Annotated in this window: 18 protein-coding genes; 11 read left to right on the plus strand and 7 right to left on the minus strand. The window is 70.7% G+C overall.

What is annotated here, in order from left to right; genetic code table 11:
- Positions 1-18 precede the first annotated feature (18 nt).
- The gene (obgE, locus tag ABS772_RS18950) at positions 19-1,053 is read left to right on the plus strand and encodes a GTPase ObgE (protein ID WP_350396362.1); all 1,035 of its coding nucleotides are present in this window, start codon (positions 19-21) and stop codon (positions 1,051-1,053) included.
- A gap of 148 nt (positions 1,054-1,201) precedes the next feature.
- On the plus strand, positions 1,202-1,645 hold the full coding sequence (locus ABS772_RS18955) for a hypothetical protein (protein WP_238257102.1): 444 nt from the start codon (positions 1,202-1,204) through the stop codon (positions 1,643-1,645).
- A gap of 72 nt (positions 1,646-1,717) precedes the next feature.
- On the opposite strand, the gene ABS772_RS18960 is transcribed toward ABS772_RS18955, so the two are convergent.
- Positions 1,718-2,635, minus strand: a complete 918-nt coding sequence (locus ABS772_RS18960) for a LysR family transcriptional regulator (protein WP_238257101.1) — start codon at positions 2,633-2,635, stop codon at positions 1,718-1,720.
- A 100-nt stretch (positions 2,636-2,735) separates the two neighbouring features.
- Between ABS772_RS18960 and ABS772_RS18965 the strand changes: the two genes are divergently transcribed.
- Together ABS772_RS18965 and ABS772_RS18970 are read left to right on the plus strand one after the other, a co-directional pair.
- On the plus strand, positions 2,736-2,933 hold the full coding sequence (locus ABS772_RS18965) for a toxin-antitoxin system TumE family protein (RefSeq protein ID WP_350396377.1): 198 nt from the start codon (positions 2,736-2,738) through the stop codon (positions 2,931-2,933).
- Positions 2,930-3,286, plus strand: coding sequence for an HVO_A0114 family putative DNA-binding protein (locus ABS772_RS18970; RefSeq protein WP_350396363.1), 357 nt, complete (start codon positions 2,930-2,932; stop codon positions 3,284-3,286). Before ABS772_RS18965 ends, ABS772_RS18970 begins: the two co-directional genes overlap by 4 nt.
- A gap of 37 nt (positions 3,287-3,323) precedes the next feature.
- Here the strand turns inward: ABS772_RS18970 and ABS772_RS18975 are convergent, their stop codons facing one another.
- The 6 genes from ABS772_RS18975 to ABS772_RS19000 form a co-directional block, all read right to left on the minus strand.
- Entirely contained in the window at positions 3,324-3,614 is a 291-nt protein-coding gene (locus ABS772_RS18975; protein WP_350396364.1) for a formate dehydrogenase subunit delta, read from the minus strand.
- Between the two features lie 222 nt (positions 3,615-3,836).
- Entirely contained in the window at positions 3,837-6,689 is a 2,853-nt protein-coding gene (fdhF, locus tag ABS772_RS18980; protein WP_350396365.1) for a formate dehydrogenase subunit alpha, read from the minus strand.
- 12 nt (positions 6,690-6,701) lie between these two features.
- Positions 6,702-8,261, minus strand: a complete 1,560-nt coding sequence (locus tag ABS772_RS18985) for a formate dehydrogenase beta subunit (RefSeq protein ID WP_238256994.1) — start codon at positions 8,259-8,261, stop codon at positions 6,702-6,704.
- The gene (locus ABS772_RS18990) at positions 8,258-8,731 is read right to left on the minus strand and encodes a formate dehydrogenase subunit gamma (protein WP_238256995.1); all 474 of its coding nucleotides are present in this window, start codon (positions 8,729-8,731) and stop codon (positions 8,258-8,260) included. Before ABS772_RS18990 ends, ABS772_RS18985 begins: the two co-directional genes overlap by 4 nt.
- A 314-nt stretch (positions 8,732-9,045) precedes the next feature.
- Positions 9,046-10,263: a serine hydrolase domain-containing protein gene (locus ABS772_RS18995; RefSeq protein ID WP_350396366.1), complete on the minus strand. Its 1,218-nt coding sequence runs from the start codon at positions 10,261-10,263 to the stop codon at positions 9,046-9,048.
- 124 nt (positions 10,264-10,387) lie between these two features.
- Complete coding sequence (locus tag ABS772_RS19000) at positions 10,388-10,882, minus strand: DUF427 domain-containing protein (protein WP_350396367.1); 495 nt, start codon at positions 10,880-10,882, stop codon at positions 10,388-10,390.
- Positions 10,883-11,014: 132 nt separating this feature from the next.
- Between ABS772_RS19000 and otsB the strand changes: the two genes are divergently transcribed.
- The 7 genes from otsB to ABS772_RS19035 form a co-directional block, all read left to right on the plus strand.
- Entirely contained in the window at positions 11,015-11,782 is a 768-nt protein-coding gene (gene otsB, locus ABS772_RS19005; RefSeq protein WP_350396368.1) for a trehalose-phosphatase, read from the plus strand.
- A 78-nt stretch (positions 11,783-11,860) separates the two neighbouring features.
- Complete coding sequence (locus tag ABS772_RS19010) at positions 11,861-12,862, plus strand: glucokinase (protein ID WP_350396369.1); 1,002 nt, start codon at positions 11,861-11,863, stop codon at positions 12,860-12,862.
- Positions 12,863-13,012: 150 nt separating this feature from the next.
- A complete protein-coding gene (locus ABS772_RS19015; RefSeq protein ID WP_350396371.1) occupies positions 13,013-13,909 on the plus strand; it encodes a DUF3108 domain-containing protein in 897 nt (298 codons plus the stop codon).
- Positions 13,910-14,114: 205 nt separating this feature from the next.
- Complete coding sequence (locus ABS772_RS19020) at positions 14,115-14,459, plus strand: hypothetical protein (protein ID WP_350396372.1); 345 nt, start codon at positions 14,115-14,117, stop codon at positions 14,457-14,459.
- 88 nt (positions 14,460-14,547) lie between these two features.
- Positions 14,548-17,991, plus strand: a complete 3,444-nt coding sequence (locus ABS772_RS19025) for a helicase-related protein (protein WP_350396373.1) — start codon at positions 14,548-14,550, stop codon at positions 17,989-17,991.
- 22 nt (positions 17,992-18,013) lie between these two features.
- Positions 18,014-18,289 (plus strand): RNA-binding S4 domain-containing protein, encoded by a 276-nt coding sequence (locus tag ABS772_RS19030; protein ID WP_350396374.1) that lies wholly within the window; start codon positions 18,014-18,016, stop codon positions 18,287-18,289.
- Positions 18,290-18,413: 124 nt separating this feature from the next.
- Positions 18,414-18,516, plus strand: a 103-nt coding sequence (locus ABS772_RS19035) for a GTP-binding protein (protein ID WP_350396064.1), incomplete at its 3' end; no start/stop codon positions are given.

Genomic DNA, 18,516 nt, shown 5'->3' on the forward strand with positions numbered 1-18,516 from the left:
CGAACAAGGCTAAGCACCGTGAAATTCCTCGACGAAGCCAAGGTCTACGTCCGCTCCGGCGACGGCGGTCCCGGCTGCGTCTCGTTCCGGCGGGAAAAGTTCATCGAGTTCGGCGGCCCGAACGGCGGCGACGGCGGGCGGGGCGGCGACGTCTGGATCGAGTGCGTGCAGGGGCTCAACACCCTGATCGACTACCGCTACCGCCAGCACTTCAAGGCGCGGAAGGGCGAGCACGGCATGGGCTCGAACTGCCACGGCGCCAAGGGCGAGGACGCGGTGCTCCAGGTGCCGGCGGGCACGCAGGTTCTCGCCGAGGACGGCGAGACCCTGATCGCCGACATGACCGAGGTCGGCCAGCGGGTGCGGCTCGCCAAGGGCGGGAACGGCGGCTTCGGCAACGCCTACTTCACCACCTCCACCAACCGCGCCCCGCGCCACGCCAATCCCGGCCAGGAGGGCCAGGAGATGTGGCTGATCCTGCGCCTCAAGCTCATCGCCGATGCCGGCCTCGTCGGCCTGCCGAACGCGGGCAAGTCGACCTTCCTGGCGACCGTCACCGCGGCCAAGCCGAAGATCGCTGACTACCCCTTCACCACGCTGCATCCCGGCCTCGGCGTGGTGCGCTCGGATGCCCGCGAGTTCGTGCTCGCCGACATTCCCGGCCTGATCGAGGGTGCCCACGAGGGCGTGGGCCTCGGCGACCGCTTCCTCGCCCATGTCGAGCGCTGCCGGGTGCTGCTCCACCTCGTGGAGGGCACCAGCGAGCACGCCGGCAAGGCCTACAAGCTGGTGCGGCGCGAACTCGAAGCCTATGGCGGGGGGCTGGCCGACAAGCCGGAGATCGTGGTTTTGTCCAAGGCGGACGCGCTCGACGCCGAGACGCTCAAGCAGCAGGTCGCCCGGCTCAAGCGCGCGGCGGGCGGCAAGCCGCTCGTGCTCTCGGCGGCCTCGGGGCAGGGGGTGCAGGAGGCTCTGCGCGCGATCCAGGCCCAACTCGACGGACAGGACGCGACGGAGGAGGCGGACGGGCCCGCCGAGCCGTGGCATCCCTAGTGCATCGTCCCGAAAGGTGGTCGCCGGCTTTCGGAAAACGACGATGCAACATCAATGATCGAGCGCATCGGCACCCCTGTCCGGAGCGGCGCTACGCCTCAGCGCGCGACCGGAGACGGGACTTGCCGCTTCGGCCTAACATCGGGCCATGCGCAGCGCTCTCGCCCTTCTCCTCGTCCTCGCCGCCTCCCCCGCCGTGGCGGAGCCGTCCTGCGCCGACCTGATCGAGCGGGTGCGGGCCGCGACCAAGGCCGAGGTCGCCGAGCGCGGCGCCGATTTCGCCCGGTTCGACGCCGGCCCGCGGACCGGGCTGACGCTCTCCTGCGCCGGAGACCAATCCTCCGTCGGCGCACAGTACAAGGGCGAGACCGCGCCGGCGGACTACGAGACGCTGTTCGTGCAGGCGGGCCACGCCGTGACGGGGATCGCGCCGGATCGCCTGCGCGAGGCGGCGCGGCAGGCCCAGGACGGGGCGCAGGCCAAGCGCCACAGCACGGTCGACGTGGACGGCGCCCGCGTCACCTGCGCCTCCATGCGGAGGGAGCAGGGTGCGCTCACCCAGTGCGCCCTGCTTCAGCGGCCGAGCACCTGATTCCTCCCGAGGGAAGTCGGGGCGCTGCCCCGACGGCCCCGCCAAAGGGATGATCCCTCTGGGATCCCGGCTTCAGGGTGCGCCCTGCACCAGGTCGTCCGCATCCAGCGTGCGGGCCACGGTGCGGGCGACGTTGACCAGCGCGGTCACCATCGGCGTGGCCGGGTCGCGGCGGGGGGCGACGAGGCCGATGGCGTGGCGCAGGTCCGGCTCGACGATCGGGATCGCCCGCAACCCCTCGGTCGGCCCCAGCGCGTCGGCGAGGATCGCCGGCATCACGCTCGCCCATTGCAGCGTGCGCACATGGGTCATCAGCACGACCATGGAGTTCGATTCCAGCGTCGGCGCCGGCTCGCCGCCGGCCGCGCGGAGCTGCTGGTCGATGATCCGCCGGTTCTGCATGTTCGGCGTCAGCAGGCAGAGCGGAATCCTCGCGAGCTCCGCCCAGGTGACGCTGGCCCGGTCGTCGTAGGGGCCGCCGGCCGCGGTGAGAAGCTGATAGTGCTCGGTGTAGAGCGGCACGGCGATGACGCGCCCGAGCGGCTCGTTGTCGAGATAGGTCAGCCCCGCATCGGCCTCGAGGTTGTCGATCAGCGAGAAGATCTCTTCCGAGGTCGTGGAGATGACGCTGAAGCGCACGTTCGGGTAGCGCGCCCGGTAGGGCGTAGTCAGCGCGGCCACCATGGGCAGCGCGGTCGGTACCGCGGCGATGCGCAGGTGGCCCGTCAGGCCGCGGCGCAGGGCCGCGACGTCGTCCTGCATGGCGCGGGCGTCGCCGACGATGCGCCGGCCCCAGGCGAGCACCCGGTCGCCCTCCGGCGTGAACCCCTGGAAGCGCGAGCCGCGCTGGACGAGGCGCACGCCGAAGCGGTCCTCCAGGCTCTTCACCCCCGCCGACAGGGTCTGCTGGGTGACGCCGCAGGCCTCGGCCGCGCGCCCGAAATGCTGCTCGCGGGCGAGCGCCAGCAGGAATTCCAGCTTGTCGATCACGGCCCCGGTCCCTGCGGCGCCGGTTCTTGGCCGGCTGAGGGTTGGTATGATGGCCGGCACGTCCTTGACAACGGCGACACGTGTTGTCAGCGATAACAACATGAGGGCCGTACTTCTCGAACGATCCCGGACAGTCCTCAGCGACGAAGCGTTTGTCGAGCTCAGCATGCGCTACGACAACGAGCGCGGGAAGGGCGATCATCGCCACCACGGCGAGCGGGAGGAGCCCTTCATGTTCACCACTCTGGGGGCGTTGCTGGACGCCTTCGAAGCGGATGTCGAGAGGATGCTGAGATGACGATGCTCTCGATCGGAATCGGCGGCATGGCCGATGCCAAGACCCGCATCCTCACCGCCGATGCCGGGCTGGAAGCGGCCGATACCGAGACCGGCGCGTGGCTCTATTTCGCGAGCTACGACGACATGCATCGGGTTCTCGCCCCGTCCCGCCTCGCCATCGTCAGAGCCATGGCGGGGCAAGGACCGCTGGCGATCCGCGAAGTCGCCCGGCGGGTCGGACGGGACGTCCAGGCGGTGCACCGCGACGTCGTCACGCTTGCGCAGGCCGGCGTGATCGATCGCTCCGATCAGGGCGTGACGTTCCCCTACGACCAGATCCGCTTCGCCTTCGAACTCGGCGTCGCCGCCTGACGCACAGCCCGGGAGGTCGTCCCGACCTGCGACGATCTCACCCCGCGTCGCTGGCACCCTCGCCCGCGAGCTGCGGATTGCGGGTGGCCGGGCGGACCGGGCTCTCGGCCGCGGGCTGCTCGTGGAGCGCCTTGTGGACCAGCGCGTTGAGCCGGTCGCCGGCCTCGTCGCTGTAGCCTTCGAGGTCGCGGCGCATTTTCGGCGTCCAGAACGCCACGATGTGGTTGTGGATGCCCGCCACCGCCTCGTCCTCCGGGTAGGACTGGAAGAACAGGGCGATCTGGTTGGCCATCCGCACCAGCTTGTCGTTCGGATTCGTCGCGCTCATCGGCTGCTCGGGCTCTGAATTTTGAACTTGATACCGTTCCAGGCGGATCGGCTTCCCGTCATTGCGAGCGAATGCGAAGCAATCCGGTCGCGCGACCTCTCCGGATCGGGCGGCGCACTGGATCGCTTCGGCTCCGCCTCGCAGTGACGGGGATAGGCGGCCGCTCCGTCACATCGGGCTCCATGAGCCGGGCAGGCCGAGGTCCGCCCGACTCCAGAAGATTTACTCCGCGGCTTCGGCGATGCGGGTGAGCGAGAAGTCTTCCTCGTAGAACTTCGCCTGCCAGTCGGAGGGCCGGTTCGTGCGCCGCACCTGCACCGCCGTCACCTTGTATTCCGGGCAGTTGGTGGCCCAGTCCGAATAGTCGGTGGTGATGACGTTGGCGCCGGTCTTGGCGTGGTGGAAGGTCGTGTAGACGATCCCCGGCTGCATCCGCTCGGTGACCTTGGCCTTCAGCGCGATATCACCGGACCGGCTCTCCAACGCGACGAGGTCGCCGTCGACGATGCCGCGCATCTCCGCGTCGAAGGGGTGGATCTCCAGCACGTCCTCCTCGTGCCAGCGGGAATTCTCGGTGCGCCGGGTCTGCGCGCCGACATTGTACTGGGAGAGGATGCGGCCGGTGGTCAGGATCAGCGGGAACTTGCCCGTGGTCCGCTCGTCGGTGGGCACGTATTCCGTGATCATGAAGCGGCCCTTGCCGCGCACGAACCGGTCGACGTGCATCATCGGGGTGCCGAGCGGCGCCTTCTCGTTGCACGGCCACTGGATCGAGCCGAGTTCCTCCAGCTTCTCGTAGGAGACGCCGGCGAAGCTCGGGGTGAGGCGGGCGATCTCGTCCATGATCTCGGACGGATGCGTGTAGTTCATCTCGTAGCCCAGCGCGCGGGCGAGCAGGATCGTGCCCTCCCAGTCGCCGTAGCCGCCGAGCGGGGACATCACCTTGCGCACGCGGCTGATGCGCCGCTCCGCGTTGGTGAAGGTGCCGTCCTTCTCCAGGAACGAGGCGCCCGGCAGGAAGACGTGGGCGTACTTGGCCGTCTCGTTCAGGAAGATGTCCTGGATCACGATGCACTCCATGGCCTTGAGGCCGGAGGTCACGTGGTGGGTGTCGGGGTCGGACTGGGCGATGTCCTCGCCCTGGATGTACATGCCCTTGAACGTGCCGCCGACGGCCTCGTCCAGCATGTTGGTGATGCGCAGGCCCGGCGCGTTGTCGAGCTTGGCCCCCCAGATCGCCTCGAAGCTCTCGCGGGTGGCGTCGTCCGAGACGTGGCGGTAGCCCGGCAGCTCGTGCGGGAACGAGCCCATGTCGCAGGAGCCCTGCACGTTGTTCTGGCCGCGCAGCGGGTTCACGCCGGCACCGACCATGCCGATGTTGCCGGTGGCCATGGCGATGTTGGCCATGCCCATCACCATGGTCGAGCCCTGGCTGTGCTCGGTCACGCCGAGACCGTAGTAGATCGCGGCCTTGCCCCCCGTGGCGTAGAGCCGGGCGGCGGCACGGATCTCCTGCGGATCGACGCCGGTGATCGCCTGCGCGGCCTCCGGAGAGTTGCGCTCCTCGGCGATGAAGCGGGCCCAGGACTCGAACTCGGCGAGGTCGCAGCGCTCGCGCACGTAGTCCTCGGCGACCAGCCCTTCCGTGACGATGACGTGGGCGAAGGCGTTGATGAAGGCGACGTTGGAGCCGGGCTTCAAGGGCAGGTGATGGTCGGCCCGGATGTGGGGCGACTTCACGAGGTCGATCTTGCGAGGGTCGGCGACGATGAGGCGGGCGCCCTCGCGGAGCCGCTTCTTCATCCGCGAGCCGAAGACCGGGTGGCCGTCGGTCGGGTTGGCGCCGATGACGAGGATCACGTCGGATTCCTCGACCGACTTGAAGTCCTGCGTGCCGGCCGAGGTGCCCAGCGTGGACATCAGGCCGTAGCCCGTCGGCGAGTGGCAGACGCGGGCGCAGGTGTCGACGTTGTTGTTGCCGAAGGCGGCGCGCACCAGCTTCTGGACGAGGTAGGCCTCCTCGTTGGTGCAGCGCGACGAGGTGATGCCGCCGACCGAGTCGCGGCCGTACTTCGCCTGGATGCGCTTGAACTCGGAAGCGGCGTGGTTGATCGCCTCCTCCCAGGAGACCTCGCGCCACGGATCCGTGATCTTGGCGCGGATCATCGGCTTGGTGATGCGGTCCTTGTGGGTGGCGTAGCCGTAGGCGAAGCGGCCCTTCACGCAGCTATGGCCCTCGTTCGCCTTGCCGCCCTTGTAGGGCACCATGCGCACGACCTTGTCGCCCTGCATCTCGGCCTTGAAGGCGCAGCCGACGCCGCAATAGGCGCAGGTCGTCACCGCCGCGTGGTCGGGCTGGCCGTACTGGTGGATCGTCTTCTCCTGCAGGGTCGCGGTCGGGCAGGCCTGGACGCAGGCGCCGCAGGACACGCACTCGGACTGCATGAAGTTGGTCGGGCCCGCCGCCACGCGGCTGTCGAAGCCGCGGCCCTCGATGGTCAGCGCGAAGGTGCCCTGCGTCTCCTCGCAGGCGCGGACGCAGCGGTTGCAGACGATGCACTTCGACGGGTCGTAGGTGAAGTAGGGGTTCGACTCGTCCTTCGGCAGGTAGCGGTCGGAGGACGGCTTGACGTGGTTGTCGCCCTCATAGCCGTAGCGCACGTCGCGCAGGCCCACCTGGCCGGCCGTGTCCTGCAGCTCGCAATCGCCGTTGGCGGCGCAGGTCAGGCAGTCGAGCGGGTGGTCGGAGATGTAGAGCTCCATCACGCCCTTGCGCAGGCGATGCAGCTTGTCGGTCTGCGTGTGCACCACCATGCCGTTCTCGGCCGGCGTGGTGCAGGAGGCGGGCGTGCCGCGCCGCCCGTCGATCTCCACGAGGCACATGCGGCAGGAGCCGAAGGGCTCAAGCGAGTCGGTGGCGCAGAGTTTGGGGATCTTGGTCCCCATATGCATCGCCGCGGCCATGACCGAGGTGCCGGCGGGCACCGTCACGCTCTCGCCGTCGATGGTCAGCGTCACCGTCTGCTCGTTGAGCCGGATCGGGGTGCCGTAGTCGATTTCCTTGATGAGGGTCATGTGACGGCCTCCTCACTCGGCCGCGACGGGCAGGTCGCCCGCGCGCCGAAAATCCTCGGGGAAGTTCGTGATCGCGCTCATCACGGGCATCGGCGTCAGGCCGCCCATGGCGCAGAGCGAGCCGTCTGTCATGATCTCGCAGAGATCCTCGACGAGCTTGAGATTGGCCTCCGGGCGGATGCCGGAGATGACCTTGTCCATGGTCTCGACGCCGCGGGTGGCGCCGATGCGGCAGGGGGTGCACTTGCCGCAGGATTCGGTGGCGCAGAACTCGAAGGCGAAGCGGGCCTGACGCGCCATGTCCACGGTGTCGTCGAACACGACGATGCCGCCATGGCCGACGAGGCCCTTCTTGGCCGCCATCGCCTCGTAATCGAGGGGAGTGTCGAGGAGTTCGTCCGGGAAGTAGGCGCCGAGCGGGCCGCCGACCTGCACCGCCCGCACCGGCCGGCCCGACATCGTGCCGCCGCCGAAATCCTCGATGACCTCGCGGATGGTGATGCCGAAGGCGTACTCGATCAGGCCGCCCTGCCGGATGTTGCCGGCGAGCTGGATCGGCAGGGTGCCGAGCGAGCGGCCCATGCCGTACTCGGCATAGGCCTTGGCGCCGTGCTCCATGATCCACGGCACCGCCGTGAAGGTCATGACGTTGTTGACCAGCGTCGGCTTGCCCAGAAAACCCTTCAGCGCCGGGATCGGGGGCTTGGCCCGGACGATGCCGCGCTTGCCCTCGAGGCTCTCCAGGAGCGAGGTCTCCTCGCCGCAGATATAGGCGCCGGCCCCGAGCCGGACTTCCAGATGGAAGTTTTTGCCAGAACCCAGAATGTTGTCGCCGAGCACGCCGGCTTTCACGCCGTTGGCGATGGCGTCGCGCAGGGTCTTGAAGCTCTGCGGATACTCGGAGCGGCAGTAGATGTAGCCCCGCGTCGCGCCGGTCGCGACGGCCGCGATGGTCATGCCCTCGATCAGGTTGAAGGGGTCGCCCTCCATCATGATCCGGTCGGCGAAGGTGCCGGAATCGCCCTCGTCGGCGTTGCAGACCACGTATTTCTGGTCCGACTGGGCCAGCATCACCGTGTTCCACTTGATGCCCGCCGGGAAGCCGGCGCCGCCGCGCCCGCGCAATCCGGAGTCGCGCACCTGGGCGACGACGCCCTCGGCGTCGAGCTTCAGCGCGGCTTCCAGGCCGCGATAGCCGCCATGGGCCCGGTAATCCTCGACGGAGACCGGATCGACCACGCCGCAGCGGTGAAAGGTCAGGCGGTGCTGCTTGGCGAGGAAGGGGATCTTCTCAGGGTCTCCGAGGCGCAGCGCGTGCGCGCCGCCCTCGACGAAGCCGGCATCGAGCAGGCTCTCGACGTCGGCCGGCGTGACCGGGCCGTAGGCGATGCGGCCCTCAGGCGTCGCGACCTCGACCATCGGCTCGAGCCAGAGCATGCCGCGGGTGCCGGTGCGGACGATGCGCAGGTCGAGGCCGCGGGCTTCCGCGCCGGCGAAGATCGCGCGGGCGACGCGGTTGGCGCCGAGGCCCAGGGCGACGGCGTCCTGCGGGACGTAGACGGTGATGCTCACGCGCGGGCCTCCTTGAGGGCGGCGTCGAGGGATTCGGCGGAGAGGCGAGCGAGCGGCTCGTCATCGATCAGGGCGGCCGGCGCGTTGGCGCAGAGGCCCAGGCAGTAGACCGGCTCGACGGTGACGCCGTCGGCGCTGGTGCCGTGCCAGTCGCAGCCCATGCGGGAGAGGATCTCGCCGTGGAGCCGGTCGGAGCCCATCGCCTGGCAGGCCTCGGCCCGGCACAGCTTCACGTGGCGGCGTCCGGCCGGCGGCTCGCGGCGGAAGTCGTGGTAGAAGGTCAGACAGCCATGCACTTCGGCGCGGGACAGATTGAGCGCGTCGGCGATCATCGGCACCGCCTCGGCGTCGACGTAGCCGAACGTCTCCTGCAGAGCATGCAATATAGGGAGAGTTGCCCCTTCCAGAGATTGAAGCTCGGCGACGATCCCGGCGGCGCGGGAGGCGTTCCAAGGCTCGGCACCAGCCATGTTTTCCTGCCTAACTTGGTTTTGTTCTAAGGCTGGATCCAACCAAAGCCGGCACTAAAGTTCAATCGAGCTGTCTCGTGGTTCGACAAAAATTCTCGATCAAAACGGCGAGTTTGCACTGCATCAACCGTATAACCGACAACTAAAATTTTTTTGAATCGCCACTCAAGCTTTTCTTGAGAAAGGGCGGGGCAGCAGCGCGTCCGCGTCCGATTCCCGAGACAGATGAGGGGTTTGCCGGCGATCGGCCGGGGCCGGCGCGCCGGCGGGAAATCCGGCGAGGTCGGTGGCCCGGTCGTGTTCGCGGTCCGCTGTCAGCCCTCGATCGCGGCGTAGGTCAGCACCCGCAATTCCCGGCGCAGGGGCAGGGCGGAGGAGGGGACGAGCTGCGCCAGCAGCACCACCGCCATGTCCTCGTCGGGATCGATCCAGAACGAGGTGCTCGCCACCCCGCCCCAGGAGACCTCACCCGGCGTCCCGAGGATCTGGGCGCGGGCCGGGTCGAGCATGACCGAGACGCCCAGCCCGAAGCCGATCCCGGCGTAGGACGATTCGGCGAAGCGCGGCTGGCCCATGGCGGCGAGGTCGCCAGGCAGGTGGTTCATGATCATCAGCGCGACGGTCTTGCGCCCGAGAAGCCGCACGCCGTCGAGCACGCCGCGATTGAGGATCAGCCGGCAGAAGCGCAGGTAGTCGGCGGCGGTGGAGACGAGCCCGCCCCCACCCGAGGCCAGGGGCGGCGGCGCCAGGAAGCGGCTGCCGACGCTGTCGTCGTAGAGGCGGAGCTGTCCGGTGCGGTCGAAGGCGTAGTTCGCCGCGAACCGCGCCCGCTTCTCCTCGGGCACGAAGAAATCTGTGTCGTCCATGCCGAGCGGTTGCAGGATGCGCGCGCGCATGAAATCCGAAAAATCCTGGCCCGACACCACCGCCACGAAGTGGCCGAGCACGTCGGTGGCCACCGAGTAGTTCCACTCCGCCCCCGGCTGGGCCAGCAGCGGCTGGCGCGCGAGCCGCGCGACCAGCTCGCCCAGCGGCAGGGTGGAGGTCTGGAAGTCGATCTCGTTCTGGCGGTAGAGCGCGTCGACGAGGGTCGCCTCCATGAAGCCGTAGGTCAGGCCGCTGGTGTGGGTAAGGAGGTCGCGGATGGTGATCGGGCGCAGGGCCGGCTCGGTCTCGAGCCGTGCCCGGTTGCCGCCGGTCATCACCCGCATCTCCCCGAACTCGGGCAGGAAGCGCGCGATCGGGTCGTCGAGCTGGAACCGGCCCTCCTCGTAGAGCATCAGCACCGCGAGCGAGGTCAGCGGCTTCGTCATCGAGTAGATGCGGGTGATGGTGTCGGCGGCGAACGGCTTTTCCCGCGCGAGGTCGGCGTGGCCTTGGGCGCGGAAGAAGGCGGTCCGTCCGCCGCGCAGCACGCTCACCGAGAGGCCGGCGAGGCGCCCGCTCTCGACGTAGCCCCGCATCCAGGAATCGATCCGCTCCAGGCGGTCTGGGCAGAGGCCGACGGCTCGGGGATCGGTCTCGACCTGCATGCGCGGCTCCTCGCGTTCCTGTCCGAGGCCGGTGTAGCGGCTCGGAGCAACGTCCCGAAAGGTGGTTGCCGGCTTTCGGGACATGACGATGCTCGAGCGCACGGCGGCGCCGGCCCGAAAACCCTCACCAGCCCATCGTGCCGGGCCCACCCTTGAAGGGTCCGACGAGCCCCGGCGTGATCCAGCCGCCGTAGAAGCCGCCGGGCTGCGGCTCGGCCCGCACGTCGCCGACGAGGCAGGCCTCCATCGGCCCGGCATAGAAGGCGACGTAGCCGGCGATGGGCCGGAAGCCCGGGGTCGGGTCGGGATAGGCCCAGGCCGCTCCCGGCGCCGTTGCGTCGCCGCCGGTCACGTCGAACAGCACGGCACGGCCCTTCCACTCGCAGAGGCCGGCCCGGCGCGGCGCCCCGAGGACGCCGTCCGCGATATCCTGGGGCGCGAAGTAGTAGGTCGGCGGATGGCTCGTCTCCAGCACCCGGAAGCCGGCCGTGGTCGCGGCGATGGTCCGGCCGCCGAGGATGACGGCCAGCCGCTCCGGCACCGGCTCCAGCCGGGGCGGGCGGGGATAGTCCCAGACGCTTTCCTGCCCCGGGCCGGGGCGGACGGGGATGGGCCGCACGGGCTCCTCCGTTGCTGTCGCATCACCGGCGCATCACCGGCGCATCACCGGTTTGTCGCAACCGGCCCTCATGCTAGCGCAGGCAGAGCCCGAGGGAAGCCAGCCCAAAGAAACCAAGGGAAGGACGACGCCGTGAGCGAAGCCGCACGCCAGACCACAGACATCGCCCTGTTCCTCGATTTCGACGGCACCCTGGTCGAGATCGCACCGCGGCCCGACGCGGTGCAGGTCGATCCCGGTCTCGTGCCCGCCCTGGAGCGGCTGCGCGAACGGCTCGGCGGAGCCCTCGCCATCGTCACCGGGCGGCCGGTCGCGGTGATCGACGATTTCCTGAAGCCGGCCCGATTCGACATCGCCGGCCTGCACGGGGTCGAGCGCCGGGTGCAGGGGCGCCTCAGCGGCGGACGGCCGGAGGATCACCCGGACCTGCGCGCGGGCGTCGAGCGGCTCCATGCGGAGACGGCGCGCTACGAGGCCGTGCTGATCGAGGACAAGGGCGCCTCGGTCGCGGTCCACTGGCGGCTCGCGGCGCCGGGCGACGCGCAGGCCGCGGAAGCCATCGTCAAGGCCGTGGCGAGCGATCTCGGCGCCGCCTACCGGCTCCAGCTCGGCAAGGCGGTCGGCGAGATCGTGCCGGCCGACGCCACCAAGGGACACGCCATCCGCGCCTTCCTGGAGGCGGCTCCCTATGCCGGCCGGCGGGCCGTGTTCCTCGGCGACGACCGCACCGACGAGATCGCCTTCGCCTCCGTCAACGAGGATGGCGGGGTCAGCGTGCGCGTCGGCGAGGGCGAGACGGTGGCCGGGCGCCGTCTCGCCGACCCGGCCGAGGTGCGGGCGCTGCTCGCCGCCTGGGCCGAAGGCGCGCCGATCGACCCAGACGCGCTGCCCACCGCCTGACGCCGTCCACCGCTTGCCGAACCGCCCGCGAACCCTTTGTTTAGGGTGCGGCAAAAGGACGACAAAGGGCGACGGCGGATGTTCGAATTCCCGGTGCTGATCGGCGATATCGGCGGGACGAATGCCCGCTTCGGCCTGATCGAAAGCAAGGGGGCACCGCCCCGCCTCCTCTCCCGCGAGGCCACCCACGGCCATCCGCATCCGAGCGCGGCGATCCGGGCGTCCCTGGCCCAGAGCGGCGCTCCGGCGCCCCGCTCGGCGATCCTGGCGATCGCGGGCCGGGTCGATGCGCCCGCCGTCCCGCTCACCAATGCCGACTGGCTGGTGGACGCCGCCGCGGTCGGCCGGGATTTCGGGCTCGCGCGGGTCGCCCTCGTCAACGATTACGTCCCGGTGGCGGCGGGCGCGGCCGGCATCGCGCCCGACGACCTCACCCCGATCGGCCCGGCGCGCGGCGACGCGAGCGGGCCCCGCCTCGTCCTGGGGCCGGGCACCGGCTTCGGCGCCGCCGCCCTGATTCCCTACGAGGACCGCCTCGCCATCGTCTCGACCGAGGCCGGCCACACCGATCTCGGGGCGATCGACGCGGAGGAGGCCGAGATCTGGCCGGCGGTCGAGCGCGTCGACGAGCGGGTGACGGTGGAGACGCTGCTCTCCGGTCCGGGGCTCGCCCGGCTCTACGCGGCGATCCGCGCGGTGCGGGAGGGCGGCGACGGCGGGCCGTGCGATCCGGCCGAGATCACCAGCGCCGGGCTGTCCGGCGAGGACCCGCACGCGCGGGCCGCTCTGGCGCTGTTCGGCCGGCTGCTCGGCCGGGTCTGCGGGGATCTGGCCCTGACCTTCCTCGCCACCGGCGGGGTCTATATCGGCGGCGGCATCGCCCCGCGGATCGTGCCGATCCTGCGCGAGGGCGATTTCCGCGATGCCTTCGAGCGCAAGGCGCCCTTCGCCGAGCAGATGCGCGCCATCCCCACCAGCGTCATCACCGTGAAGGATCCCGCCTTCAGCGGCCTCGCGGCGCTGGCGAGCGAGGGCGGGCGCTTCGTCTATCACGGGCAGACCTGGAGGCCCGAGGGCTGAACCGGACCTCACCGGACCTCATCCCGTCGCGCCCAACCTGCCACTGGCGCCGGCCGAACGGTCTGTTAACCATGGGTCGCGATAAGCTCGACCGTCCGGCCCGCCTCGTCCCGAGACGGCCGGAGCGTGGAGCCGCCCAGAGTCCCGACCATGCGCGCCAAGCCTTTCCTTTGCGCCCGCTTCCTCGTCCTCGCGGGGGCACTCGCTCTCCCGGTCGCGGCTCAGGCCGCGCCGCGGGCCCACAAGACGAAGGCGGCCCCGGCGGGCGTCGCCGTCGATTACAGCGTCAACCTCGCCGGCATCCCGATCGGCAACGCCCAGCTCAGCGGCGCCTTCGAGGGCGCCCGCTACCGGATGGACGTCTCGGCGGTGCTGACCGGCCTCGTCGGCGCGGTCACCGGCGGGCAGGGCTCGGCCCGCTCCTCGGGCAGCATCGCCGCGGCGCCGCTGCCGAGCGCTTTCTCGATCGCCACCCGCACCAGCGGCTCGGGCATCGCCGTGCGCATGGCGCTGGCCAACGGCAACGTCACCCAGGCCGAGGTGACCCCGCCGCTGCTCGACACCGGCGACCGGGTGCCGGTCACGGCGGCGGCCAAGCGCGGCGTGATCGATCCGGCGAGCGCCCTGATGATGCCGGCCCGCGCCCGGGCCGAGCTGACCGATCCGGAGAACTGCAACCGCACGCTCCCCGTCTTCGACGGCGCCACCCGCTTCAACGTGGTGCTGAGCTACGGCGAGACCCGGCAGGTGGAAAAGCCCGGCTACAGCGGCCCGGTGCTCGTCTGCAACGCCCGCTACGTCGCCATCGCCGGCCACCGGCCCGACCGGCCGGGGGTGAAGTTCATGGAGGAGAACCGCGACATGTCGGTCTGGCTCGCCCCCGTGGAGGGGACGCGGGTGCTGGTGCCGATGCGGATCTCGGTGCGCACGACGCTCGGCACCAACATTATCGAGGCGACCCGCTGGACGCGCACCGGCACCGCGACCGCGGCGAGCGGCGAGGCGCAGCCGGCGGCCGTGGCCGACGCGAGCCTGGCGCAGCGGTAGTTTTCTCGGACGGGGATCGGCGATCCCACCCTCGTCCTCATCCTGAGGTGCCCGCGTCAGCGGGCCTCGAAGGATCCTCCAGCTCCCGCGCGGCTCCTGGACGATCCTTCGAGGCCGACGCTGCGCGCCGGCACCTCACGATGATGGGTCCGGGCGGGATCGAGCAAGGATCGATAGAGCTCCGATGCGGCCAGGATGTTCAACCATGCGCCGGTTCGCAACCGCCTCGATCTGTAAGAACAATCTGCGAGTCGCTGGCCTTGCTGTGGCGCTGCTCGCCTCCGGCGCGGCAAGAGCCGGAGACCCCCTCACGGCCGGTCCCGATTGCGGACCCGACGCCTTCTCCTCCGCCCAGGTGATCGAAGGCCGGCCGCCCCGCCGCGGCCCGCTCACGGCGATGCCCGACACGCTCTGCACCGACCTGACGCCGCAGCAGCCGCAACCCCGGATCGACATCTACGCCTATCCCAGCCTCGGCGCCCCGGCTGGCGCACCGACGCCGGGCGTCCCATATGAGGGAAGGCCGCCGCGGTTCGCACCGTCCCGCTAGCGGCCGTTCTCCGTCGCAGGGCTTGCCGGCCCGGCTGCCCTCCGCTTCTCCGACGGCCCTCGATGCCGCAGGGATCGCCGCCCTCAGCATGACGCTTCGCACCCTTCACCGCGAGGCCCGCGCGCGCGGGGTCACGGCGGTGCTCGGCCCGACCAATACGGGCAAGACGCACATGGCGATCGAGCGGATGCTGCTGCATCCGACCGGCATGATCGGCCTGCCCCTGCGGCTCCTCGCCCGCGAGGTCTATCTCCGGGTCGTCGCCAAGGTCGGGGTCGAGAACGTCGCCCTCGTCACCGGCGAGGAGAAGATCAAGCCGGACCGGCCGCGCTACTGGATCTGCACCATCGAGGCGATGCCGCGCGATCTGGAGGTCGCCTTCGTGGCGATCGACGAGATCCAGCTCGCCGCCGACATGGATCGCGGCCACGTCTTCACCGACCGGCTGCTCTACCGGCGCGGGCGCGAGGAGACGCTGCTGATCGGCTCCTCGACCATGCTGCCGCTGGTGCAGGCCCTGATTCCCGGCGTGCAGACGACGACGCGGCCCCGCCTCTCGAACCTGACCTTCGCGGGCGAGAAGAAGATCTCGCGGCTGCCGCACCGCACGGCGATCGTCGCCTTCTCGGCGGAGGAGGTCTACGCCATCGCCGAGCTGATCCGGCGCCAGCGCGGCGGCGCAGCGGTGGTGCTCGGCGCCCTCTCGCCCCGCACCCGCAACGCCCAGGTCGAGCTCTACCAGTCCGGCGAGGTCGACTACCTCGTGGCCACCGACGCGGTCGGGATGGGGCTCAACCTCGACGTCGATCACGTCGCCTTCGCCGCCAACTGGAAATACGACGGCAGCCGCTTCCGCAAGCTGACCCCGGCCGAGATGGGCCAGATCGCGGGCCGCGCCGGTCGCCACATCGCCGACGGTACCTTCGGCTCGACGGGGCGCTGTCCGCCCTTCGAGCCGGAGATGATCGAGGCGCTGGAGACGCACGATTTCGACCCGGTGCGCCTGCTGCAATGGCGCAACCCGGACCTCGACTTCGCCTCCCTCGAGAAGCTCCAGGCGAGCCTCGACGAGCACCCGCACGAGCAGGGCCTCACCCGCGCGCCGATGGGCGAGGACCAGCAGGCGTTCGAGATCCTCATGCGCGAGGACGACATCCGTGACATGGCGCAGAGCCCGTCCGCGGTAAGGCGCCTGTGGGACACCTGCGGCGTGCCGGACTACCGCAAGGTCCATCCCCAGACCCATGCCGACCTCGTGGCGCAGCTCTACCGCTTCCTGATGCGCGGCATGGCGGGGCGCATCCCCAACGACTGGTTCGCCCGCCACGTGGCGATGATCGACCGCACCGACGGCGACATCGACGCCCTGTCCCAGCGCATCGCGCAGGGGAGGACCTGGACTTTCGTGGCGAATCGCCCCGACTGGTTGCTCGATCCTCTGCATTGGCAGGGCGAGACGCGTCGGGTAGAGGACAGATTGTCCGACGCCCTGCACGAGCGCCTCGCGAGCCGCTTCGTCGACAGGCGCACCAGCGTCCTGATGCGGCGCTTGAGAGAGAAGACGATGCTGGAAGCCGAAATCACCTCCGGCGGTGACGTCACCGTCGAGGGTCAACATGTGGGCCGTCTTCACGGCTTCCAATTCGTGCCCGACCCCCAGGCCGAGGGCCACGAAGCCAAGACCCTGCGCTCCGCCGCCGAGAAGGCGCTGGCCGGTGAGATCGAGGCGCGGGCCGACCGCTTCGCCTCGGTCGCCGACGCCGCGCTGGTGCTCTCGCACGACGGCGTCATCCGCTGGACCGGCGATCCGGTCGCCAAGCTGACGCCGGGCGACAAGCTGTTCGAGCCGGGACTTCGCCTCGTCGCCGACGACAGCCTCGCCGGCGCGTCCCGCGAGAAGGTCGAGGCGCGGCTGACCGCGTGGCTGCGCGCCCACGTCGTGCGCCTGCTCGGGCCGCTGATGGAGATCGAATCGGCCGCCGACCTCACCGGGCTCGCCCGCGGCATCGGCTACCAGGTGGTCGAGGCCCTCGGCGTGCTGGAGCGGGCCAAGGTGGCGCACGAGATGCGCAGCCTCGATCAGGACGGGCGGGCGAATCTGCGCCGCCACGGCGTCCGCTTCGGCGCCTACCACATCTTCCTGCCGGCCCTGCTGAAGCCGGCGCCGCGCACCCTCGCCGCCCAGCTCTGGGCGCTCAAGAGCGGCGGCCTCGACCAGCCGGGCCTCGACGAGATCGCGCATCTGGCCGGTTCGGGCCGCACCTCGATCAAGGTCGATCCGGCCATCGCCAAGGGCCTCTACCGTGCCGCCGGCTTCCGGGTCTGCGGCGAGCGGGCGGTGCGCGTCGATATCCTGGAGCGGCTCGCCGACCTGATCCGCCCGGCCATCGCCTACCGCCCCGGCACGACGCCGGGCGAGCCCCCGGCCGGCACCGCCGACGGCGACGGCTTCGTGGCCACCGTCAACATGACCTCGCTGGTCGGCTGCTCGGGCGAGGACTTTGCGTCGATCCTGAAGTCGCTCGGCTACGTCGCGCAAGTACGCCCCGGCCCGGCCATCACCGTGCCGCTGGTCGCGGCCGCCCCGACCATCCCCGCCGCACGGCCCAGTGAAGCCGCGCCCGAGGAAACGGTTCGTGAGGGCGTGAGCGACGACGCCGCGCAGGAGACGGCGCCGGAGACCGCTGAGGCCGAGACGAGCGCGGAGCCGGCGGGCGAGACGGCCGCCACCGAGGCGACCGCCGACAGCGCGGCGGAAGCGCCGGCCGAGGCCACCGATGCCCAGGCTGCCGATGCCGAGACCGCTGCTTCCGAAACGGAGGCTCCCGTGATCGGGGCCGCCCCGGCGGAACAGGCTGAGCCGTCTGCCGAAGCCCCCGCTCCGGTCGAGGAGCCGGCAGCGGCTGAGGCTGCGACGGACGCCGCCGCCCCGGAATCCTCTGCCCCGATGCCGACCGAGACCGCGGAAGCGGCGCAGGCGGCGGCCGCGACGGGAGAGGTCGAGGCCGTGGACGCGGCCGATTCGGCCGTTCCCGCCGACGAGCCTGCGTCCGAGACGGCAACGGAGGAGACCGGTGCCGAGCCGGCGGAACCGGCAGCCCCCGAGACCGTCGAGGTCTGGCATCTGCACCGTCCGCAGCGCCACGCCGGTCAGCGGCCCGGCCGCGGCCAGGGCCGCCCGGACGGACGTCAGGAGGGCCGGCAGGACGGTCGCCAAGATGGCCGTCAGGATGGCCGTCACGGCGAGCGCCGGGGCGACGGCCCGCGCCGTCCCCGCGAGGACCGTCCGGAGGGCGGCCGTCCGGCCCGGGCCGAGGGCCGGGGCGACGGGCGCCGGGACGGACAGGGGGAGGGCGGCCCGCGCCGCGACCACCCCGGCAACCGCAACCGGCCCGATCGCCGCGACGAGAACCGCCGCCCGAACGCCGAGCAGCGCCCGCCGCGCCGCGAGCGCCAGCCCGATCCCGATTCGCCCTTCGCCGCCCTCGCCGCGCTGAAGGCGAAGCTCGAATCCGACGGGGGCAAGCGCTGAGCGCGTCGCGTCCGGACAGGGAATGAGCGCGGGGCGCCAGCGCCTCGACAAGTGGCTGTGGTTCGCGCGCTTCGCGCGGACCCGCTCGATGGCGGCCCGGCTCGTCACCGACGGCCATGTCCGCGTGAACGGGACCCGCGCCGACGCACCGGCCAAGGCGGTCCATTGCGGCGACGTGCTCACCGTCGCCGCCCCCCACGGCACGATGCTGGTGCGGGTGCTCGATCTCGGCGAGCGCCGGGGGGGTGCCCCGGAGGCGCAGCGGCTCTACGAACCGGTCGGCGCGGCCGAGTCCTGAAGCCCCGATCGCGGCAATCTTCTCTCCCGGCAAACCTGCCGCTTGATCATCGTCGCGCGAGCCTCTAAGCGGTCCGCGCCTTTACGTCCGGCATTGGCCGGCGTGTCCGCGATAGGAATGCACGATGGGCAAGGAAAAGTTCTCCCGTACCAAGCCGCACTGCAACATCGGCACGATCGGGCACGTCGATCACGGCAAGACGTCGCTGACGGCGGCGATCACCAAGG

It is taken from the genome of Methylorubrum podarium, from assembly GCF_040270385.1.
Taxonomy (GTDB): Bacteria; Pseudomonadota; Alphaproteobacteria; order Rhizobiales; family Beijerinckiaceae; genus Methylobacterium; species Methylobacterium podarium.